Annotated in this window: 17 protein-coding genes; 3 read left to right on the top strand and 14 right to left on the bottom strand. The window is 51.0% G+C overall.

Features of this window, described 5'->3' with window-relative positions; all coding sequences use genetic code 11:
* Positions 1 to 274: 274 nt before the first annotated feature.
* Together ompF and JK198_RS01440 are read left to right on the top strand one after the other, a co-directional pair.
* Positions 275 to 1,384, top strand: coding sequence for a porin OmpF (gene ompF / locus JK198_RS01445; protein WP_283092694.1), 1,110 nt, complete (start codon positions 275 to 277; stop codon positions 1,382 to 1,384).
* A gap of 243 nt (positions 1,385 to 1,627) precedes the next feature.
* Positions 1,628 to 2,818, top strand: coding sequence for an amino acid aminotransferase (locus JK198_RS01440; RefSeq protein ID WP_212706682.1), 1,191 nt, complete (start codon positions 1,628 to 1,630; stop codon positions 2,816 to 2,818).
* Between the two features lie 60 nt (positions 2,819 to 2,878).
* Here JK198_RS01440 and JK198_RS01435 read toward each other — a convergent pair whose 3' ends face one another.
* The 7 genes from JK198_RS01435 to cmoM form a co-directional block, all read right to left on the bottom strand.
* A complete protein-coding gene (locus JK198_RS01435; RefSeq protein ID WP_212706795.1) occupies positions 2,879 to 3,508 on the bottom strand; it encodes an MBL fold metallo-hydrolase in 630 nt (209 codons plus the stop codon).
* 35 nt (positions 3,509 to 3,543) lie between these two features.
* Positions 3,544 to 4,095, bottom strand: coding sequence for a YcbK family protein (locus JK198_RS01430; protein WP_212706683.1), 552 nt, complete (start codon positions 4,093 to 4,095; stop codon positions 3,544 to 3,546).
* Between the two features lie 176 nt (positions 4,096 to 4,271).
* On the bottom strand, positions 4,272 to 6,068 hold the full coding sequence (gene ldtD, locus JK198_RS01425) for a L,D-transpeptidase (RefSeq protein ID WP_249212914.1): 1,797 nt from the start codon (positions 6,066 to 6,068) through the stop codon (positions 4,272 to 4,274).
* 160 nt (positions 6,069 to 6,228) lie between these two features.
* Positions 6,229 to 10,683 (bottom strand): chromosome partition protein MukB, encoded by a 4,455-nt coding sequence (gene mukB, locus JK198_RS01420; protein ID WP_212709923.1) that lies wholly within the window; start codon positions 10,681 to 10,683, stop codon positions 6,229 to 6,231.
* Positions 10,680 to 11,408, bottom strand: coding sequence for a chromosome partition protein MukE (gene mukE, locus JK198_RS01415; protein WP_212706685.1), 729 nt, complete (start codon positions 11,406 to 11,408; stop codon positions 10,680 to 10,682). Before mukE ends, mukB begins: the two co-directional genes overlap by 4 nt.
* Positions 11,389 to 12,711, bottom strand: a complete 1,323-nt coding sequence (mukF, locus tag JK198_RS01410) for a chromosome partition protein MukF (RefSeq protein ID WP_212709922.1) — start codon at positions 12,709 to 12,711, stop codon at positions 11,389 to 11,391. Before mukF ends, mukE begins: the two co-directional genes overlap by 20 nt.
* Entirely contained in the window at positions 12,708 to 13,493 is a 786-nt protein-coding gene (cmoM, locus tag JK198_RS01405) for a tRNA uridine 5-oxyacetic acid(34) methyltransferase CmoM (protein ID WP_212709921.1), read from the bottom strand. Before cmoM ends, mukF begins: the two co-directional genes overlap by 4 nt.
* A gap of 123 nt (positions 13,494 to 13,616) precedes the next feature.
* On the opposite strand from cmoM, the gene elyC reads away from it, so the two are divergent.
* Positions 13,617 to 14,372, top strand: a complete 756-nt coding sequence (gene elyC, locus JK198_RS01400) for an envelope biogenesis factor ElyC (RefSeq protein WP_212706688.1) — start codon at positions 13,617 to 13,619, stop codon at positions 14,370 to 14,372.
* Positions 14,373 to 14,375: 3 nt separating this feature from the next.
* Here elyC and JK198_RS01395 read toward each other — a convergent pair whose 3' ends face one another.
* The 7 genes from JK198_RS01395 to ihfB all read right to left on the bottom strand — a co-directional run bounded on the left by JK198_RS01395 (position 14,376) and on the right by ihfB (position 21,891).
* Positions 14,376 to 15,272 carry a phosphotransferase gene (locus JK198_RS01395; protein ID WP_212709920.1) on the bottom strand — a complete coding sequence of 299 codons (897 nt, stop codon included), beginning with the start codon at positions 15,270 to 15,272 and terminating at the stop codon, positions 14,376 to 14,378.
* A 42-nt stretch (positions 15,273 to 15,314) separates the two neighbouring features.
* Positions 15,315 to 16,061: a 3-deoxy-manno-octulosonate cytidylyltransferase gene (gene kdsB / locus JK198_RS01390; protein WP_212706690.1), complete on the bottom strand. Its 747-nt coding sequence runs from the start codon at positions 16,059 to 16,061 to the stop codon at positions 15,315 to 15,317.
* Positions 16,058 to 16,240, bottom strand: a complete 183-nt coding sequence (locus JK198_RS01385) for a Trm112 family protein (RefSeq protein ID WP_212706691.1) — start codon at positions 16,238 to 16,240, stop codon at positions 16,058 to 16,060. Before JK198_RS01385 ends, kdsB begins: the two co-directional genes overlap by 4 nt.
* Positions 16,241 to 16,378: 138 nt before the next feature.
* The gene (gene lpxK, locus JK198_RS01380; protein WP_212709919.1) at positions 16,379 to 17,362 is read right to left on the bottom strand and encodes a tetraacyldisaccharide 4'-kinase; all 984 of its coding nucleotides are present in this window, start codon (positions 17,360 to 17,362) and stop codon (positions 16,379 to 16,381) included.
* On the bottom strand, positions 17,359 to 19,107 hold the full coding sequence (gene msbA / locus JK198_RS01375) for a lipid A ABC transporter ATP-binding protein/permease MsbA (protein WP_212706693.1): 1,749 nt from the start codon (positions 19,105 to 19,107) through the stop codon (positions 17,359 to 17,361). Before msbA ends, lpxK begins: the two co-directional genes overlap by 4 nt.
* 34 nt (positions 19,108 to 19,141) lie before the next feature.
* Positions 19,142 to 21,394 (bottom strand): DNA internalization-related competence protein ComEC/Rec2, encoded by a 2,253-nt coding sequence (locus JK198_RS01370; RefSeq protein WP_212709918.1) that lies wholly within the window; start codon positions 21,392 to 21,394, stop codon positions 19,142 to 19,144.
* Positions 21,395 to 21,606: 212 nt separating this feature from the next.
* On the bottom strand, positions 21,607 to 21,891 hold the full coding sequence (gene ihfB, locus JK198_RS01365) for an integration host factor subunit beta (protein ID WP_038019815.1): 285 nt from the start codon (positions 21,889 to 21,891) through the stop codon (positions 21,607 to 21,609).
* Positions 21,892 to 21,976 lie beyond the last annotated feature (85 nt).

Genomic DNA, 21,976 nt, shown 5'->3' with positions numbered 1-21,976 from the left:
TCATATAGATAATAAAGCCGGTAATTACCGGCTTTATTATTTTGTACCGAACTTATTCCTCTCACAAAGTTCCATGTTATTTACATCTTGAAATACACTTTTTCAGCTTGAAACTCAAATTTTAGTTTTGTAGCATATTCGGGCTAGAAATGGCATCGTATGAATGGAAAGATGCCTCAGACACAGAAAGACACGAAACATCGCAAATAGTTCTTGTAAAGAATTGTTGACGATAGTGACAGTTGTCTACAATAAACTCCGATGAGGGTAATAAATGATGAAGCGCAACATTTTGGCAGTCGTGATCCCGGCATTGTTAGTTGCAGGCGCAGCTAACGCCGCTGAAATTTATAATAAAGACGGTAATAAACTGGATCTGTACGGTAAAGTCGACGGCCTGCACTATTTTTCTAAAGACAAATCAAATGATGGTGACCAGTCTTATGCCCGTTTCGGTTTTAAAGGCGAAACTCAGATTAACGACTGGCTGACCGGTTACGGCCAGTGGGAATACAACTTCAACGCGAATAACTCCGAAGGCTCTGATGCACAAGACGGTAACAAGACCCGTCTGGGCTTCGCCGGCCTGAAAGCCGGTCAGTACGGTACCTTTGATTACGGCCGTAACTACGCCGTTGCTTATGACGTACTGGGCTGGACCGATATGCTGCCAGAGTTCGGTGGCGACTTTGGTATCACTGATACCATGACTGGCCGTACTACCGGTGTTGCTACCTACCGTAACACTGACTTCTTTGGTCTGGTGAATGGCTGGGACTTCGCTGTTCAGTACCAGGGCAAAAATGACCGTACCGACAGTGATAAACCTAATAATAACCCACAGGCACAGCGTGCTAACGGAGATGGTTGGGGTATTTCAACATCTTATACCTCACCAATTGGTGTCGCTGTTACCGGTGCTTTCTCTTCAGAAAACCGCACTACAGATCAGAACCTGCAAACCTACGGTCATGGAAAACATGCGCAGGTATGGGCTACCGGTCTGAAATATGACGCAAATGACATCTACCTGGCAGCGACCTATGCTGAAGGCCAGAATGCAACACCAATAACCAAGACTGCCAGCAATGGCGATAAAACTTATGGTTTTGCTAACAAGACTCAGGATATTGAACTGGTTGCACAGTATCAGTTTGACTTCGGCCTGCGTCCTTCTCTGGCCTATATCCAGACTAAAGCCAAAGATGTTGAAAATATCGGTGATGTAGATATCAATAAATATATTGATGTCGGTTCGACTTACTACTTCAACAAGAATATGTCTACCTACGTTGATTACAAAATCAACCTGCTGAAAGACGATAACAAGCTGGGTCTGGCTACCGATAACATCGTGGCCGTCGGTCTGGTTTACCAGTTCTGATTGTCAGATAACTCAGTACTGCACACGGGGCCGGATGGCCCCGTATGTTTTGGTTTTTTCCGCTATTTTCACTTCACACACTTTTCCTGTTCTGCATCCTTTCTCCGCTCTGCTCAGTCCTCTGTCATAATAAAAATATGATATTTAGCGCATAAATTTGCCTTGTAGCTGTTGGCAATCTGCAGCCATCGGGATAACCTTGAGCTCTCGCACAATGTGTTTATCTCTAATCGGGTCTCACTCATGTTTGAATTAATTTCTGCTGCACCTGCCGATCCTATACTGGGCCTGGCTGATCTTTTCCGCGCCGATGACCGTCCGAATAAAATTAACCTCGGTATTGGTGTATATAAAGATGAAACAGGAAAAACCGCGGTATTGACCAGCGTGAAGAAAGCAGAACAGTTCCTGCTGGAAAATGAAACCACCAAAAGTTATCTCAGTATCGACGGATACCCTGAGTTCGCCCGTCTTACTCAGGAGTTACTGTTTGGTAAAGATAACCCGTTACTGGCTGCACAACGCGCCCGTACCGCTCAGACCCCGGGGGGGACCGGTGCACTGAGGGTTGCCGCCGATTTTCTGGTGCAGCAGACTGGCGTTAAACGTGTCTGGATAAGCAATCCGAGCTGGCCGAATCATAAAAATATCTTTGCCGCCAGTGGCCTGGAAGTATGCACTTATCATTATTACGATGCACAAAACCACCAGCTGGACTTTACTGCACTGACAGATTCATTACAGCAGGCTGCCGCCGGTGATGTCGTAGTGTTCCATGGTTGCTGCCACAACCCTACCGGTATCGACCCGACTGCCGAACAATGGCAGCAACTGGCTGAACTGTCAGTTGCACGCGGCTGGCTGCCGTTATTCGATTTCGCATATCAGGGATTCGGTAAAGGCCTGGAAGAAGATGCTACCGGACTGCGTATCTTTGCAGAGAAGCATAAAGAATTACTGGTGTGCAGCTCTTATTCGAAGAATTTCGGACTGTACAACGAACGTGTCGGTGCCGTAACCCTGGTCGCTGAAGACAGCAGTGCAGCCACTGCAGCTTTCAGCCAGGTGAAATTTGCCATCCGTTCAAACTATTCAAATCCTCCGTCACACGGTGCAGCGATTGTCGCGACGATCCTCGGTAACGACGCATTACGGACTATCTGGGAACAGGAACTGTCAGATATGCGACAGCGTATCCAGCGGATGCGTCAGCTGTTTGTTAATACTCTGGCGGATAAAGGCGCAGCACAGGATTTCAGCTTTATCAATAATCAGAACGGTATGTTCTCTTTCAGTGGTCTGACAACGGCGCAGGTACACCGGTTACGCCATGAATCCGGTATTTATGCCGTAGATTCCGGACGGATCAATATTGCCGGAATGACGCCGGATAATATGTCCGCGTTATGTGAAGCGATTATCGCCGTATTGTAATCAGGAAACCCGCGAAATAAGCCATCGCAATTATTTGCTGATGGCTTTTTTTATATCTGTTCAGCGGAGAAACGGATTGGTCTGACGCTCATCTCCGAGGGTGGAGAGAGGACCATGCCCGGGGATAAAGGTCACGTCATCCCCTAATGGCAGTAAAGTCGATACTATCGAATGGATTAACTGCTGATGGTCGCCCTGAGGGAAATCTGAACGCCCGACACCACCTTTAAAGATCACATCACCGGAAATCAGTAACCGGCTGCTGCGCTCAAAAAAGACAATATGCCCCGGCGTGTGTCCCGGGCAATGAAATACTTCCAGAGATAATTCACCGAGAGGCACCTCCTGGCCCTGCTCCAGCCATTTATCAGGCTGTAACGGCGCACAATAAGGGAACCCGAACATCTGGCTTTGCTGTGGCAGAGCATCCAGTAAGAATTTGTCACGGATCTGGGGGCCAGTCAGCGGTATCTGATAACGGGCGGCTAGTTCCGCTGCCGCTCCGACATGGTCCAGGTGCCCGTGGGTAAGCAGGATCTTCGACGGCGTACGTCCAAGGGAGTTCAGGGTCTGAACGATAATTTCAGCATCACCGCCCGGATCGACTATCGCCGTCTCTCCGCTCGCTTCGCACCAGATAACAGAGCAGTTCTGGGAAAAAGCCGTCACCGGAATAAGATGGTAGCGCAGTTGACTCAATGAAATAACCTCAATAAAACAAAAAACTAAGACCAGTGCCTGACGGGCCCGGTATCAATATGGACAAAATTACTCTTCGGATAATACCCGACCCCTCCGGCACGGATTTTCAGGGCCGCGGCACGGATGTTTGCTAATTGTACCCCTTCAATATGGAAATCCATGGCTTGTCCAAGGGTATGGTAACTGTGCTTCGCCACTCCGCTGCTGCTGGCACGTAAGCGGTTGTTTGTCGCCAGGGACCGGTAACCGGAAATCAGCTGCACGGGTTTGCGGGTGCCAAGCATGACCTGCAGCCGGTAAAGCTGGTCAAACAGATGTGGATCGATTGGCTTAATCTGGTTTACGCGGTAATCACGAAAAAAGTGATTCAGCCGGACCAGTTCACTTTTATTGTAACTTTTACCGTTAAAAAATTCTGTTTTCAGGGTTTCGCCGGTATGCATATTACTCAGAGTAAGTATACGCGGACGTGATGCAGATACGGAGGCCTCAGCCATCCCCGGGAGTACCAGTAAGCCGGCGGTAGCTCCGCCTAACAACAACAGTTTTCGACGCTGGGAATCAAATTTATCCATGAACACATATAACCTGAATAACGGAGGGACAAAAAACAGACAAAAAGCACGATAACCAGATGATCCGGCTGCGTCAAGCCGGTTATCTGCAATAAATGCGCAGTTTCCGCGATAAAAAAATAAAACAGCAATCAGCCATATAGCAAGGTTCGGTAAAAGCTGTTTTCGTTCAGAGACTAAAGAATAAATTTACCGGCATTACTGAGACTGCTTTGTCCATTACGGGCCAGATTATCGTAACTGTAAATATCGGTACGAAATGCCGGCTGACCGTTCCCCCCCACCCAGGCAGTCAGATAATAGAGATTGACAGGAATGCGGTGGCGGATAGCAACAAACCGCGTATCGCCCTGCTGTATCGCCCCGGCAATCCGGCGACTGTCCCAGCCAACGTTTTGCAGCAGTAAACCTGCCAGTTCAGACGCTTTATTTACCCTGACACACCCGGAGCTCAGGGCACGAATATCACTCCGGAACAGAGTATGGTTCGGGGTATCATGCAGGTAAATGGCATCAGAGCTGGGCATATTGAATTTGTAACGCCCCAGGGCACTTTGCGGCCCCGCAGACTGACGAACCCTGTACGGGAACGTGGCCGGATTAACCGCAGCCCAGTTGATAGTATCCGGATTGATGACACTGGCATCTGCCGTCCAGCCGGAGAACAGTGTAAATCCGTGTTTTGAAAGGTACGAAGGGTCACTTTTCGCTTTCGGGACAATATCGTCTCTTACCAGACTGGTCGGCACGTTCCAGGGCGGATTCAGGACGACATTATTCAGCGCACTCCTCATCAGTGGTGTCTTTCTGTCCGGTCGTCCGACAATCACCCTCGAGTGCAGAATCGTTTTACCGTCCTGATAAAAATTCATCGAGAAGTCAGGGATATTCACCATAATGCCATTATGCATATCGTCCGGCAGTAAACGCAGACGCTGCATATTCAGTGCCAGTAATCCGGCACGCATCCCCGGACTGACATTCAGCCATTCACGGGTACGGGCACCAATCACACCATCGGCGGCCAGCCCCTGCCACTGCTGAAAGCGTTTCACAGCGTCGACCAGCTCAGGACTATACAGAGTCTGCGGATCCACTGGCATGACGGCCGGGGAAGACTCTGTCAGGTTACTGTTGGCCGGTAACCCTTGTCCGCCCGCGGCGGAAGGTTGGGTGGCTGCCGTCGGTGTTCCGCTGTCCGTCGCTGCCGGAGAGACACTGACCACCGGAACCGGAGTATTTTCGTTCAGCATTCCGCTGCGGATCAAAATCGCACGCAGTTCCGGTATCTCCGGACGACTTTCCCCCGGCCTTATCGACCCGCGTCCGGACATATGTGGCCACGGCCTGTTGTCAGCCAGCAGCTTTTTCAGTGCTGCCTGCATAGGCAGATACTGCGGATGTTGCGGTGCCAGGCCGTTAATAAAGGCAACTTCACGGTGACTGTTCAAAGATGCCTGCCAGAGGGCAATCTGTCCGGCGGAAGGCGCGGTCATTGCATAGGGCGTATTACCGTATAGCCAGCTTTCGCCTTTTAAAGGCGCCTGCGCCGCAAACTGCAAATAACCCAGCATGGCATCGGATAATATAATATCCCGTTTCATTCCGGTGATGTCGCTGCGTGATAGTACGCGGATCCATTCCCCGAATTGTGGCTGGACCCCGGACAACGCAACCTCAGCTAATTGCTGTTCAAATTTGTCAGTGGCCAGAGTATCCTGCCACACAGGTTGCATATGGCGGGCCTGGTAAAGGGCCGACAGTTCGGATAAGTATCTGGGATGCACTCCGGCAGGTAATGAACTGATCACCGTACGAAAATTGACAGTCTCAGGATGAACACGGACCTGCTGTTCCGCGGCGTCTCCGCGATTGTTAATCTGTGCCGCAAGCAATGATGATACGGGCATCAGTGCCAGTGGCAGCCCGCACAATATTATTACCGGCCTGAACATACGACCTTTTTTTAACATCCCTGCCCCCTTATATCTTACCGTAAGCAACAGCACTCGTTCAGACATTACGTTTTCGGATTAATACATCCAGTGTAAACAATAAAACGGCATTTGCTGAAAAACAAATGCCGTTTTATGTTATTTAATTTGTACCCTGAAACAGGTCAGAAAGATAAAGTTATTCTTCTGCTGCTGCTTCTGACGGCGGTGTTGTTAGCGACGGCTCCGGACTAAATCCACGTAAACCAACCACATGCACATGCTCCGTATTATTAATCACCTTACGGACCAGTTTATAGGTGGTGCCTTTCTCCGGACTGATATTTTCCGGTGCCGCAATCACCAGTTGCATATCCAGTCGCTCGCACAATTCAAATAATGTCGCGATCGAACGGCCATCAAGCCGTGCTGCTTCATCAAGGAACAGTAACCGGCAAGGAGAGATATCTTTGCCCCGCAGGCGGCGTGATTCCTCTTCCCAGCTTTGTACCACCATCACCAGAATAGACATCCCGGTACCAATCGCTTCCCCGGTAGACAGGGCACCACTTTCCGCACGCAGCCAGCCTTCAGAACCACGGTTTACTTCAACTTCCATTTCCAGATAGTTACGGTAATCCAGCAGTTCTTCACCAATCACCTGCGGCGTGCGCTGTCCGAGATCGATATGCGGATTCAGACGCTGGTACAATTTCGCCATCGCTTCCGAGAAGGTCAGACGCTGGCTGTTAAACAGATCCTGATGCTGATCGTGATCACGGGCAAGGGTTTCAAGTAGCACAGAATGTGCTTCACGGACGTTCACGTTAAGACGTACGCTGTTGACCTGTCCGAAACTGACCGCCTGCAACCCCTGGTTAAGCTGACGAATACGGTTCTGCTCACGCTGTATTGTTTTACGGATAATATTTGCCGCACTGCGGGAGCTGATTGCCAGATTTTGTTCACGGGCAGTCAGTTCTTCGGTCAGCCGGTTGAGTTCAATTTCCATCTGTTCGATAGCTTCAACCGGATCATCAGTACGGATAATGTCCTGACGGATACGTTCACGCAGGTGCTGATAGACCGCGATAAAGAAACGAATCTTACGTTCCGGATACTTTGGATCTTCCGATAACCGCAGTACATCCCGCAGATGTTCATTATCAGCAACCGCAAGACGCAGCGCACCGAGAGCTTTATCCGACATGGAACGCAGTTCATCTCCGCCCAGATAGGCCAGTTCACGGCGATGCAAACGACGCTCAATGCCGTTATCTTTCACCAGCCGCATCACTGTACACCAGCCCGCTTTGGCTCTGACCACCTGACTACGGCTTTGGGCATACTCCCGTTCCAGTTTACGCAGCCGTTTTTGCAGGCTATCCATTTCCGCTTCACAGAATGTAATCTGTTTTTCAAGCTGATTACGTCGCGCACGGTTGTGGCTGAGCTGATTATGCAGTTCATCACGGCGTAACCGGGCCCGTTCTTCCGCACTGGTATCCGCAGCCACGCCGATATCCTGCATTTCCTGATGCAATTCCCGGAGCATATCTTTCCTGGCATCATAAGAACTTTTCAGGGATGCCAGTACCCGCGAATACTGCGTCAGCATTGACTGATGTTCCCGTAACCGCTCTCTGGCCTGCGAGCGTTCACCCTCTGCCTGTTCGAGCTGTTTGCGCAGTTTATTACTCAGGTCACTGTTACCGTTCAGCATACTGCCTGAATCTGTATAGCTGAAATGGGCGCGGCGCTGTAAGACCTCGGTCAGTGCAAAGGACTGCTGACGGTATTCGCGCTGCTTCTGCTGTGCCGTCAGGTAGTCAGTCTGCAGCTGAGCATGCTGCTGCGGATCGCTTTGCAGTACTGATAACATGCTTTCCAGCTTGCTGATTTTACTGCCATGCTGGTGCAGATAGCGGGAAGCTTCCTGAGCTTCTTCGACCTGCTCGCGGATCTCTTCACAACGATCGGCCAGGGTATCATCCTGCAACAGGCTTACCCGTGGTAACAGACGGTTGAGCCGGGCTACGCCCTCTTTCGCCAATTCATACTGCTGGCGCTGCTGCTGTGTTTCATTCTCGTGCTGGCTGAGTGCGCGTTCTATCTCCACCCGCTGATTATTCAGTTCACGAATTTGCGCTTCAGGATCCTGTTCGAATGCAATCGCCAGATGACTGCCGATAAAACGACTGAATGACTGGTGCAGACGCTGGGTTTTCTGTACATCAAATGACAAGGTCGCGTAAGTTTCAGCCAGTTTATCACGCTGATTATGCAGTAATTCCAGCTGGTTCTCCCGCGCAGCACGGCCGAATAACGGGACTTTCGGAAAACGTGAATAACGCCACTGGCGATCCGCCACTTTAACAATAACTGCGCCTTCCAGCTCATCGGCACTGAATACACTGTCATCAAATGACTGAGGATCCCCTTCGATCAGGTAGAGATCTTCCGGACAATCTTCCAGCCCGGAGAGCTGCTGCTGGATCAGGCTTAAATCCGGGACCACGATCGCATGACGTGAAGGGCCATACAATGCAGAGAAATACGGAGCATCATCCAGGGTGACATCATCATATATTTCAGACAGCAATACCCCGCCAAAGCGCTCTGCCAGCTGGTTCAGACGGCTGTCTTCAGAGCCGCCGGGCTGGCTGAGACGTTCAATCTGCTGTTCTGCTTCGCGTTTTTGCGCTGCAACCGCATCACGTTCGACGGTGGTTTCACGCTCCAGCTCCAGCAACTGCTGCATATAACCCGTCACCTGCTGGCTGTTGGTTAATGCCTGCCCGGTCTGCTCGCTCAGCTGAGTCAGGATCTCCTGGGCAGCCAGCCAATGGGGGGCTTTGCTGGTCAGACCGGTGATTTTTTCACGGATCTGTGCCAGGGTCTGACGCAGGGTTAAACGCTGCTCTCCGGCATTTGCCACCACATCAGCCAGCAACTCAATCTGTGCTTCCAGCTCGCGGTGCAGTTCTTCCAGGCTATCAGCAGCATAGTGCTGCCCCTGCGTTTTACAGAATTCGGCCAGCAGACGTTCAGCCTCGTGTTGTTCACGTAAACGCTGCTCCAGCTCAGCCAGACGTAAACGCAAAGACGATAACTGATCAGCATAATGCCGCTGGTTTGCGGCGTCACGTACGATTTCCCGGCCGGTCTGCCAGGCATCATGACGGCTGACAGGGCCGGAAATGCGGGTGACCAGTTCCAGGGCCTGTTCAAACTGGCTGTGTGCTGCTTCGGCGACACTGAGTTTCTGCTCTAATGCCAGTAACTGGCCGGTTGCTTCTTCTTCTCTGGCACTAAAACGTTCCTGCCATTGTTCGGCACTGTCCAGGGATAAATCGGGGATCTGGCACAGTTCCCGCGCCCGTTGCAGGGCCTGTATCGCCTGCTGATACTGGATAGCACGGGTTTGCTGAACATCCAGCGCCTGCTGGAAATCAGCCAGCTGATTTTTCAGTTCATCAACTTCAAGCTCCGCAGCTTCAGCACGTTGCTGATTGTCTTCATTAATTTCTTCGGCTTCAGCAACCACTTCCTGCTGTTCTTCCAGCCGGTAAGTCAGCTCATCAAGCTCACCTTCATAACGCTCAATTTTTTCCTGCTGCCGGACGGCCGTCTGCACCAGGTTAAGGTGATCACTGGCAGCCTGATAGTCAGACTCCAGAGAACCTTCAGCGGCAGAATGCTCTGCCAGTTCGCGGGCCATTTCGACATGACGATACTGGTCAGCTGCCAGTGTTTTACGACCGGTAAACAGTTCATTACGCAGTAACAAAGCACCGTCCAGATGCGTCCGGCGCTCATTCGCATGTCGCATATAATCCGCAGCCACATAATCTGTGGCTTCGGTGATCAGGTGCTTAAACAGGTTTCGGTCTGACTGGGTCACCCGGATAGCTTCCAGCGTCATCCGGTTTTCACGCAGTGCGGCTTCCATATCCTGGAATGCTTTACGTACCCCGCCATTTTCCGGCAACAGATAATCACGTAATGATCGGGTAATCGCGCTGGAGATCCCGCCATATAACGACGCTTCAATCAGCCGGTAATATTTGCTGCGGTCACCCTGAGTACGCAGCCGGCGCGCAACAATACCCTGTTCAAACATCATACTGTGATAGTCAGTCACAGAGCTATACTGGCGGAAGGTCACACCCTCAACGCCTTCCAGCCGCTCTTTTACTTCATTTAATGGCAGGACTTTAGCCTGACGGCTGTTCACAATTTCTGTCAGCAGTTCGGTCGGGCTGGTTGCCTCCGGCAGTTCATGAATACTGAACGGCTTGATATCAACTTTCTTATCACGTCCGGAAATTTGTTGTAAACGCACGCCAGCCACAGAGCGCTGGCCACGGGAGTTCACAACATCAAGTACCGCATAACACACACCGGCGCGCAGTTTTCCGTGTAGCCCTTTATCCCGTGAACCACTGGTGGCTCCGGCTTCGGTTGTATTTCTGAAATGGAGTAATGTCAGGTCAGGAATCAGTGCTGTGATAAATGCCGCCATCGTGGTCGACTTACCGGCACCATTGCCTCCGGACAGGGTGGTCACCATATCATCGAGATCAAAGGTACGGGCAAAGAAGCCATTCCAGTTGATTAATGTCAGGGATCGAAACTTTCCGCGTTCAATCATTCTTCGTCATCCTCCCCGTTTGCTGCAACGTCATCACTGCGCTGATCATTTTCTGCTGCTGCACGATTCTCTGTCTCCCCGGACGCCAGTGCCACGCCTTCACCGTCACGGATTAAACGCAACTGGGCTTCACGTGGTTCATCACCACTGCGGACTTCAGCACCGAAACGGAATACGGATTCCATAATGCGGAATTTGCTGCTGTCATTACTGATAAACCATACCATGCCCAGCCGGCGCAGCCGGTTCAGTGAAGCCCGTACTTTTTCCTGCAATTTTGTACGGTCAAAGTCGGAGCCGGTTGAACGCTGATTCACAAAACGCAGTAGTTTATTTTCATCTGCCAGAGACATCAGTTCGTCATACAATTCCTGCTGGGTGAAGATACCTTCATTCGCCAGCCGTTCCGGACTGAGATAGAGGTAACAGAGAATTTTTCCTACCATCATATCCAGCTCTGACATTACCGACCGGGCGATCAGCGTTGTGGAGCGCGGACGCAGATAGAAAAAACCTTCCGGCGCGCGGATTAATTCAACGTGATAACGGGAATAAAACTCTTCCAGTTCGGTCTGAAAATCCATTAAAAAGGCATGATTGTCTAATTCTTCAAAACCGATATGCCGGCCGGCCCTTAACTGACTGTCCAGCGCCGGAAAAATCGGATTAGCCAGTGCCTGTGCCAGCTTAACCGGCATCACTTGTTCAATATTTGTCAATGACATGTGCCTGCACCTTGGCTCCGTAATCATTTATAGTTTGCCACTCAGCAGGCAGCCCTGCTAAATCAGCTTCAGAAACACCCAGACGTACTGCCTGATCGATAACAATCCGTGCTAAATCGAAATGCCGTGCACGCGGATACTGTGCCAGATATTCACGCATGACATCGGCCAGGTTCAGTGGTATTGCCTGTTGTTTATAAACCCGTAACGCTTCTTCAATCATGGCGGCCAGTTGCTCACGGATTTCGTTAAATTCCTCAAACTCCAGTTCTGCCGGTAATTCCCCGGTCACTTCTTCATTACGCAGAGTCAGTTCATCTTCGCGGGTATCAAACAGACGTTCGGCATTGGCGTAAGTCAGCGCCCAGGGGTTTTCGAAGTAATTCTGTACCGACTGACGTAACCGCTGAGCAAATACACGGTTTTTGTCCATATCAATCGCGGTACGGATAAATTTATGTACATGGCGATCGTAGCCAATCCACAGGTCAATTGCCTGCTGACCCCAGCTGGTGATCCTGTCCAGTTTGCTTTGCAGATCAAACACCAGCTTATCCACAAAACCCAAATCAGGGCTGTTAAGCGTGGCATCCTGAATCCGCATCAGGTTAGCCTGTAATTTATCCCCCGCCGCTTCCAGGGTATCCTGTAATTCACGCAGAATACCGGAAGTCTCAGACAGTAATAACTCACAACTTGAAATGGCTGCGCGCCAGTCTTTATTTAACAATGCAGCGATATCATCTTTGACACCCTGCTGTTGTTCATCCATTGAGCGCTGTGTGAGATCGATACTGTCGAAAATTTCTGCTACCGAATATTTTAATGGCGCAAACACGTTACGATGCCAGTGGAATTCATCGCCGTCTTCTTCTGCCGCCTCTGCCGCCCGCTTCAGCTCACTGGCTACAATAGATAACTGCATGGATAAGCGCAGGGTAGAAAATTCACGCTGACGAATATAATAATCCGTAATACCAATTCCCAGCGGGGTCAGCCGGTAAATCGCATGTCCGTCAGCCTGTTCACTGGTAAAGCGGTTAAGTAATCGCTGTCTTACCATATCATTGATGGCGTTGTTCGCCCTGGCCTGGACGGTTTCACTGGTTTGTTCAAAGGCTTTGCTGACATGACGAAACCCGTCAGTCAGTTCTCCTTCACTCAGCTCACCGTCCATTCTTTCGCCATTCAGCGTCGCAATAGCCAGCAGGAAAGCCAGACGCTCCGTGGGCAGCGAAATAGAAAAATCGCTGGTACGGGCCCAGGAAACCAGCTCCGGGATCGTCTGGGAGAAATCACTCATAATTGATCCTTCTGCAGAGGTTTACGCGCAGTCACATGAATATAACGGCCCAGACTTAAGAAAGGTTCCTGACGACTGAATCGCCGCTCCATTTCCAGAATACCGTCAAAGCCATTGGCACTCGGGGGCATATCACGGATAAAATCACTGAACACACGGATCCCTGCCCGTTGCTCGATGGTAAACCCGCATTCGGTTAACCAGCCATAGACCTGCTGAGGGTCGCGGGGATAGTCCGGTGACAGGGTTTTCTTCTTCCGTTTTTTCATATCCGCCCGCAGGTAACCAAAATTACCCAGTGTCAGGTTCTGCATCGTCAGTCCGTGAAGATTATAAAACATTAGCGATAATACCCCGCCGGGGGTTAACGCTTCAAATAATGCCTTCAGCGCCAGTTCAGGTTCAGCGATCCATTCCAGCACGGCATGGAACAATACCAGATCCGCAGGCTGATCCAAATGGTCTGTAATATCCTGCACCCGCATTTGCTTAAAAACCATATTCCCGCTGGCAGCGGTCGCCAGGGCATGTTCTTCAGCACGCCGCAGCATTTCTGCTGAGACATCCCCGAGTAATACCTGATGGCCACACAACGCCAGTCCGCTGGATATCTGACCGATACCGCCACCGGCATCAATTATTGATAAGGGCCGTTGTGGCAGTGCAGATAATATATCTTCAAGTTCATCCCGGAGAATTGCCTGACGAATTTGACCTTTCGCGGTACCGTAAATATTCTGAGCAAATTTTTCTGCAAGATCATCAAAATTACGATCCTTCATGGCAAAGCTCCGGTTAGGTGATGGCGCAAATATGCTATTTTGTCACAGCTCTTGCAAGAATGTAGCTTTCATCCCTGAGATTACGATCGGCTGCTGTTTTTTCAGACAAAACTGGTGAGATTTATGCTTTTTATGGTTAAAAAAATGATAGGCGCAGTGCTGTCTCCGCTGCCGTTAATCATTATTTTTATGGCATCGGGACTTATTTTGCTCTGGTTCAGCCGCTGGCAGAAATCCGGCAAAATTATGCTTTCGGTCAGCTGGCTGGTTTTACTGCTGTTAAGCCTGCAACCGGTGGCCGATCGTTTACTGGCCCCTCTGGAAAATCACTATCCCACCTGGCAAGGTGAGCGTCCGGTCGATTATATCGTGGTGCTGGGGGGCGGCTATACCTATGACCCTCACTGGGCGCCGGGGTCTAATCTGGTGGGTAACAGTCTGCCAAGGGTGGCAGAAGGTGTCAGACAATGGCGATTAAGCCCCGCGGCTAAGATGATTTTTACCGGTGCAAGAGCCGGCGATAACCCGCGCAGTAACGCCAGTGTTGCCGCAGAAGTTGCTGTCTCACTTGGCGTCCCCGCCACTGATATTATTCAGCTCGATACTCCCAGAGATACGGCCGAAGAAGCCGCCGCCGTAAAAAATATCGTCGGCCGGCACTCTCTGCTGCTGGTGACATCTGCCAATCATCTGCCCAGAGCGATGATCTTCTTCCAGCGTCAGGGGCTGCACCCCTGGCCGGCACCGGCAAACCAGCTGGCGATCTCCGGCCCGTTAACTTTCCTGGAAAGGATAACGCCTGCTGCCATCTGGTTATCTCACAGCGAACGGGCCTGGTATGAAACACTGGGGCAACTGTGGCAAAAAATCAGCAGCTGAAGCTTATTCAGCAAGCCACGGAAGCAGTTGCCTCCTGGCTTCAGCAAAGTCCTGTGCTGAAAATGGCTGGTTACAGACAACCTGCTCTGCCTGATACCATAGGCGGTATAACGGGCAACGCCAGATAAAGCCTTCGTCCAGCAGGTGTCTGTGCCGGTATTTAAGAATAATCGCTTGTCCGACAGGTTCATTCCATAAACGGAACAGTTCAAATTCCGCCGGTGCCCAGAGTATACGGCCGGGCTGAACCATCGCCAGCAGACTTTCCGTATGAGGGTCTTTGATAATATTGCTGAGCTCAAGGTTACCGTGCAGCATAACATTCGGCTGACTCAGATCAGCAAACAGCTGCTGATAGTTACGCTGGGTCAGTGACAGAAATTGCAGGTCTGCAGCAGAGAGGGCTGTTTGTTTTTTTTGCCTGAGCAGAGACCACAGAACCGTGGTGTACTGCCTGTACCAGTCCGGCCAGCTGAGTGACTGACAGCTGTCAATATAACCACTCATATTATCTGCTGACTGACTGTGCCAGCTGCCCAGCCCGTCTGCAATCTGTTGTGCCAGCCGTTCCTGAGCACCAGGAGAACGGACCGGCGCTGCGGCAGAAATTCCTCCCAGCCTTTCCACCAGCAATAATTCATGAAAGGGTAACCGGTCACTGAATACAACACCGTAGACGGCAGGTACAGGGACCGACCCGTGCTGTCGTAATAACATCAGTTTTCTGGCCTGTTGTTCCGCGAGGCCGGGTTGCGAAAAATCACGCACCACCATCGGCATCGCCTGACCGGACCGGTCATAAAGTGCATACAGGCAGGAGTGAGGCTGACAGTTAAGGGGTTCTATCCGGCCGACAGACTCCCCGAGGATAAGACTGAGCTCTGATTTTAATCGTTCCATCTTCCCTCCTGATACCTCGCTGTATCAGCTGCCGGGCGGTCATCAGCTCAGGATGTCGCGCACACGTTGCAGATCCGCAAGTGTATCAACCCCGACACTCGGCGTTTCCAGGGCCACATCGACATGAATTTTTTCGCCGTACCACAGAACCCGTAACTGCTCCAGCAGCTCTGTCTGTTCCAGGGCGCAGGGCTCCCAGCGGATATAACGGCGGATAAATCCTGCCCGATACGCATAAATGCCGATATGTCTGAGTAACGTATCTCCGGCCTGTTCGCGGGATTCGGCATAACGCTGACGATCCCACGGAATAGTTGCCCTGGAGAAATATAGGGCGTATCCCTGATGATCAGTGACAACTTTAACCGCATTAGGATTAAACGCCTCTTCTGCATCAGTGATCGGTACCGCCAGCGTTGCCATTCCGGAGGTTGCGTTCGCCAGATTACCGGCAACCTGACGGATGATCGCCGGCGGAATCAGTGGTTCATCACCCTGAACATTTACAATAATCGTGTCGTCAGGGAAGTTATATTTCTCAATAACTTCAGCCAGTCGTTCAGTACCGGAATGGTGGTCTTCGCGTGTCATACAGACCTCCCCGCCGGCAGCCGTGACTGCGGCTGCCACTTCAGAATGATCCGTAGCAACGATAACCCGTGATGCTCCTGAGGCCGCGGCTTGCTGCAACACACGAACAACCATCGGTAATCCGTTAATATCCATTAATGGCTTACCGGGCAGACGGGTAGATGCAAAACGCGCAGGGATGATGACCACAAAACTCATGACAGTTTCTCTTCCGCGGTCAGCGTCCTGGCTTCATTTTCCAGTAAAACCGGAATGCCATCACGCACAGGGTAAGCTAATCCGTCGGCTTTACAGGTCAGTTCCTGAAGTTTCTGATTATAATGCAACTTACCATTACAGACAGGGCATGCCACTATTTCAAGTAAACGATGATCCATATTTCCTCCATCAGGGTGCAGAGCGTTAGCATATCACAGCAGCCCGGAGAGGAGACATTGTTTGTCACCCGCAGAAAGCATCAGAGGCCATAAAATGGCCTCTGACAGAAGAAAGACAAAACAGAAAAAGTGCAGCCGTCAGCGCGGCGACACCCGGCTGAGGATATTGTCCAGCAAAGGGCCGACAGCTGTCCCGCAGAGCCGGGCACTTACGGGTAAATACCACCAGTTTTCTCTGGCAAAAGTACGACATTTTACGGCGTCTTTTTCGGTCATCAGTAATTGCTGATCACCGGTCAGCAACTGTTCCACTTCATCAGCACTGTAAGCATGATGGTCAGAAAAAGCGATTTCGGCCTGCGGGACTAGTCCCTGTTCCCTGAGGGTGTTAAAGAAACGGGGCGGATGGCCGATACCTGCCATAGCGATAACATTTCTTAGCTCAGACAACTTACGGGTTTCACCGCTCAGTAAATTAACCGCATCTCCGGCCGCAAGGTGCATACTGATTTCACTTTCCCCGGCAGTCCCCCCATTAATCACTACCGCATCAACGTCACTTAATCTTGAGCTTCGTTCACGCATCGGACCGGCAGGCAGCCACCAGCCATTGCCAAACCGGCGGACTCCGTCAACCACCACAATTTCAATATCCCGTTGCAGTGCGTAATGCTGTAACCCGTCATCCGTCACGATAACATCAATAGTATACGACTGCAGGACGGCTGAAACCGCGTCTGCACGTACCGGTGCAACCGCGACCGGCACTCCGGTACGCTGATAGATCAGTACCGGTTCGTCGCCGGCTTCCCCGGTGGTGGTTTTATCATTAAGCAGCAGTGGATAACGGTCGGCTTTTCCGCCATAACCCCGTGATACCACTGCCGGACGTAACCCCCTGGCCAGCAACTGTTCCACCAGCCAGATCACCACCGGGGTTTTACCGTTTCCGCCGGCAGTCAGGTTACCGACCACCACCACAGGCACCGGTGCCCGCCAGCTTTTGCGCCAGCCTTTACGGTAACTTAACCGTAACAGCGTAGTGACTGCGCCGTACAGCAGAGAAAAGGGCAGCAGTAAGCGCCACCACCCTGACTGACCACTCCACAGCCGCTCAATCATTTGCCAAACTGCATTTTATGAAGTTGCGCGTAAACACCCCGCTGCTCCAGCAGGTCGGTGTGTGAACCACGTTCAATAATTCTGCCGTCTTCCACCACCACGATTTCATCGGCTTTTTCGATGGTCGACAGACGGTGAGCAATCACCAGCGAGGTACGGTTTTTTTGCAATTCATCCAGCGCTGACTGGATTGCCCGTTCAGATTCGGTATCCAGTGCTGAGGTAGCTTCGTCCAGAATCAGTACCGGACAATCACGTAACAATGCCCGCGCGATGGCAATACGCTGACGCTGACCACCGGATAACAGTACACCATTCTCACCAATCACCGTATCAAGACCATTATCCATTTTTCCGATAAAGTCCATGGCGTGGGCCATAGTGGCAGCCCGTTCTATTTCTTCACGGCTGAATTCTGATTCCCGGGCATAGGCGATATTATTCGCGATAGTATCATTGAATAAATGCACATTCTGAGAAACCAGCCCGACCTGATTACGTAAGGAATGCAGGGTGTATTCCCGCAGGTCATGACCATCCAGCGTAATCTGGCCGGACTGAATATCGTAAAAACGGGTCAGTAAACTGGCGATTGTTGACTTACCTGACCCCGAACGTCCGACTAAAGCAACGGTTTTTCCTTCCGGCAGGGTCATGGAAATATCGTGTAAAGCCGGGGTGTCACGGCCGGGATAGCTGAATGTGACATTACGGAACTCAATATCACCACGGGCACGCTCCAGTACTTTAGTCCCCGTATCCACTTCCTGTTCGGAGTCAAGGATAGTGAACAGGGTCTGACAGGCCGCCATACCACGCTGGAACTGTGCGTTAACGTTGGTCAGTGATTTCAACGGACGCATTAAGGCAATCATCGAGGAAAAAACTACGGTAATTGTACCTGCAGTCAGGGTATCCATCACCTCCGGGAAGCTGGCAGCATAGAGCACAAAAGCCAGTGCCAGTGAAGCAATCAACTGAATAATAGGGTCAGAGATTGACGATGCTGACACCAGCTTCATCCCCTGCTGACGCATACGGTTACTGACCACATCAAAACGTTTGGTTTCCACCTGCTGTCCGCCAAAAATAAGGACTTCTTTATGGCCTTTCAGCATTTGCTCTGCGCTGGTAGTCACTTGTCCCATGGTGTTCTGCATGGATTTACTGATACCACGGAAACGCTTAGATACCATACGGATAGCGACAGAGACGATCGGGGCTAACACAATCAGAATTAACGATAACTGCCAGCTGTAGTAAAACATCATAATAAACAGGCCAATGATGGATGCACCTTCTCTGACCACTGTTACCAGGGCACTGGATGACGAAGAGGCTACCTGCTCAGAATCATAAGTAATACGCGACAATAATGTGCCGGTCGACTGTTGATCAAAGAAGGCAACCGGCATGCCCATCATATGGGAAAATAAACGACGGCGCATGGTCATAACAACATGACCGGACACCCACGAAATACAGTAACTTGAGACATAACTGGTCACACCACGGATCAGCATCAGACCCATTACCGCTAATGGCATCCATATCAGCACTGATTTATCGGCTTTTCCGAAACCATCATCAAGTAAGGGTTTTAGTAACGATAACATCAGGGTATCGCCTGCGGCATTCAGTACCAGAGCAACCGCCGCCACCACTAATCCCGCCTTGTGCGGAGTAATCATTGGCCATAGTCGACGGAATGTCTGCCACGTTGAGAGATCTTTATCTGGATGCATTATTTCTTCACGTTGTTTGGGATTACGGCTTATTCTACCTGGATTCGGCTTTTACGCCAAACCACTGATGATACCAGCGCCGGGAAATTTGTTCGCGCATTTCTAAAACCTGATAACTGTCCTTATAAATACGCAGGGAAATTTGTCCCGAGACAGCAGTATCAAGCCAGCGAAACCCCGCATCACGATAGCGTTTGATCACCGCTGGGGATGGCATCTTCCAGTTGTTATAACGGGCCAGCGAGGCCATTGCCAGCTGACCATTGACCCGCCGTAATAATACCGGGGCAGACGAAGTATTACTGCCGTGATGAGGCACCTGGATAAATGTAGAGCGTAACTGTTCCTTTTCCAGCCTGACAAGTTCGCGCTCCGCGCGCCGTTCGAGGTCACCCGTCAGCAATAAACTAAACTTACCATCACTGACTCTGATCACACAGGAGTCGTCATTCTGACCGCTGACACTGCTCTGCGGGGGCCACAGCACACTAAACGTCAGCTTTTTCCACTGCCATTGCTCACCACGAAAACAGGATAAATCTGCGGGCCGGGCCAGCGCAGTGCGCAGCGGTATAGCGGGCCAGCGGTTGCTGATACTCCCCTGACCGCCATAATGATCGAGATGGCGGTGGCTGATAATCACCTCCTGCGGCATTAACTGTCGCTGCTGTAACCAGGGGATAATAATTCTCTGTCCGGTATCCCCTTGCTGCCAGCGATTGCCGGTGTCATAAATAACTGCCTCTTTCCCCTGACTGATCACTATCGCCAGACCATGTCCGACATCCAGCATATCTGCACGCCATTGCTCCCCCGCGGAAGAATAACGCCATAATAAACAACTCAGTAATACAGCGCCGCCTGAGCCGGAAAAATACCGGCCAAAGCCGGCACGAAAAAATAGCAGCCCTCCCCAGGCAATGGTCGCCCACAAAAAGAAATCGCTGACCGGAAACCAGCTGGCAGGTTGCGCTTCAAGTACCGTGACCATCAGCACCACGGATTTGTCTGCCAGCATCCAGAATACAGGAGAGAGCCCTGTGGGTGTCAGCAGAAGCGCTATGCCTGCCAGGGGTAATGTCAGTAATGACACGACAGGAATAGCAATCATATTGGCCGGTAACGCAGCCAGACTGACTCCGTTGAATAACAGTGCCTGCAAGGGCAGCATTAATAGCATCATTCCCAGTTGTAAATGCAATAACCGTAACCAGAACCAGCGGACTGGACGCGAAAGATAGCGGGGTAAAGAAAACCACCGATACCAGATCAGCAGCATCAATACCGCCAGCATAGATAGCCAGAAACTGTCGGAAAGGATCAGTACAGGATCGCTGATCAGTAAGCCTGCCGCACAACTGATCCACACCTGCCAGCTATTCAGATTGAAACGGTAATTCCGGATAAACATCCACAGTGTAAGGGCCAGCATCGCCCGTAATGCCGGTGCCAGACCTCCGGAGATCCAGGTATAGAGTGCCGCTAATAGCCACCCTGCCACCTGTGGAAATTGCGGGCTGATATAACGCTCCGATAGCCATTTCTGCATACTGCGGGCCAGCCACCAGCCAAAGCTACCCGCCAGACCAATATGCATGCCGGAAATCGCCATCAGATGCGCCACCCCTGTTTCGCGGAACAACTGATTAGTTCGCTGAGGGATATTGTCACGCAGGCCAAATAAAAGCGCCTGAAGTACCCCCTGACTGGCTACTGATGACATATCTTCTCTGGCCTGGTTAATCACCCGGGATCTCAGGCTGCAACTCAGATTCTGCGGTTTTTTAGCCAGTACTTTTCCCTGTAACGGCCAGTAATTTGCCAGCGCATAACGTTGCTGATCATATCCCCCTTCATTTAACTGACTATGCACTGGCCGCAGCCTGAGACGCATCTCCCAGCGTTGTCCCGGGCAAAACTCAGTCACTGTATCACCTGCGGTCAGCCAGGCAGAGAGTGCCGGGAAACGCAGTCGCCCTTCCGCCTGATGTATCTGTACCCGGATCCGTTTGCGGCCGATTTCGGTTGCTGCGACTGTGACCACCGCATTCAGCGGACGGCGAGTCAGTTGTTCCACTTCACGTAATTGCTGAGACGCCACCAGCACGCCCCAGCTGAATATCAGGCCAGACCAGGCGATAGCCCATAACCAGGCGTTATCAGCCTGTAGTATGATCAGAGCAATGACGGCAATAAGGACCAGTACTGGCGGTGCCGGTAATACGGGCAAAAACAGCAGCGGTATCAGGCTGACGGTGGTTATCCAGGCAAAAATAATCAGGTTCACAAGTGTCTCCCGTTTATCAGGAGAAAATAATCATCGTTTGATTTTGTTACTGATACACGGGGGATGAATAATTGCGACAAAAGACGCAAGGTGAAAACAAGTAGGTGATGAGAGGGAGGAGATTCAGCGGCGCGGGTCGTACACTGTTACGGGCAAAAAAAACGGTACCCTGAGGTACCGTTTTTAGCATCCAATGAGTTCAGGCTCAGACATTATTCACTAATGTTTGCACGATCTCGTAGCTCTTTTCCTGGTTTAAAGTGGGGAACGTATTTACCTTCCAGTTCCACTTTGTCACCCGTTTTCGGGTTACGGCCAGTACGGGGAGCACGATAGTGCAGAGAGAAACTGCCGAATCCCCGGATTTCGATACGCTCACCCTGTGCCAGGGTCGATGCCATATGTTCAAGCATCTCTTTTACAGCATCTTCAACAGCCTTAGCCGGAATATGTGTTTGCTGGCTGGCAAGGCGTTCGATCAACTCTGACTTAGTCATGAATCCTCCGGTTAATTCCTTTATGGAACATTTGACAGCTGACCTGAGCGGACAACAACCGCGGGTTGTTGTCCGTCATTTCAGG

This window comes from Tatumella sp. JGM91 (assembly GCF_018257575.1).
Lineage (GTDB): Bacteria > Pseudomonadota > Gammaproteobacteria > Enterobacterales > Enterobacteriaceae > Tatumella > Tatumella punctata.
This window is presented reverse-complemented; position numbering and strand designations above follow the sequence as displayed.

Excerpts from the sequence above, each read along its gene's own strand:
- ompF (WP_283092694.1), top strand. The coding sequence starts at position 275 with ATGATGAAGCGCAACATTTTGGCAGTCGTGATCCCGGCATTGTTAGTT.
- JK198_RS01440 (WP_212706682.1), top strand. The coding sequence starts at position 1,628 with ATGTTTGAATTAATTTCTGCTGCACCTGCCGATCCTATACTGGGCCTG.
- JK198_RS01430 (WP_212706683.1), bottom strand. The coding sequence starts at position 4,095 with ATGGATAAATTTGATTCCCAGCGTCGAAAACTGTTGTTGTTAGGCGGA.
- ldtD (WP_249212914.1), bottom strand. The coding sequence starts at position 6,068 with ATGTTAAAAAAAGGTCGTATGTTCAGGCCGGTAATAATATTGTGCGGG.
- mukB (WP_212709923.1), bottom strand. The coding sequence starts at position 10,683 with ATGATTGAACGCGGAAAGTTTCGATCCCTGACATTAATCAACTGGAAT.
- mukE (WP_212706685.1), bottom strand. The coding sequence starts at position 11,408 with ATGTCATTGACAAATATTGAACAAGTGATGCCGGTTAAGCTGGCACAG.
- mukF (WP_212709922.1), bottom strand. The coding sequence starts at position 12,711 with ATGAGTGATTTCTCCCAGACGATCCCGGAGCTGGTTTCCTGGGCCCGT.
- cmoM (WP_212709921.1), bottom strand. The coding sequence starts at position 13,493 with ATGAAGGATCGTAATTTTGATGATCTTGCAGAAAAATTTGCTCAGAAT.
- elyC (WP_212706688.1), top strand. The coding sequence starts at position 13,617 with ATGCTTTTTATGGTTAAAAAAATGATAGGCGCAGTGCTGTCTCCGCTG.
- JK198_RS01395 (WP_212709920.1), bottom strand. The coding sequence starts at position 15,272 with ATGGAACGATTAAAATCAGAGCTCAGTCTTATCCTCGGGGAGTCTGTC.
- kdsB (WP_212706690.1), bottom strand. The coding sequence starts at position 16,061 with ATGAGTTTTGTGGTCATCATCCCTGCGCGTTTTGCATCTACCCGTCTG.
- JK198_RS01385 (WP_212706691.1), bottom strand. The coding sequence starts at position 16,240 with ATGGATCATCGTTTACTTGAAATAGTGGCATGCCCTGTCTGTAATGGT.
- lpxK (WP_212709919.1), bottom strand. The coding sequence starts at position 17,362 with ATGATTGAGCGGCTGTGGAGTGGTCAGTCAGGGTGGTGGCGCTTACTG.
- msbA (WP_212706693.1), bottom strand. The coding sequence starts at position 19,107 with ATGCATCCAGATAAAGATCTCTCAACGTGGCAGACATTCCGTCGACTA.
- ihfB (WP_038019815.1), bottom strand. The coding sequence starts at position 21,891 with ATGACTAAGTCAGAGTTGATCGAACGCCTTGCCAGCCAGCAAACACAT.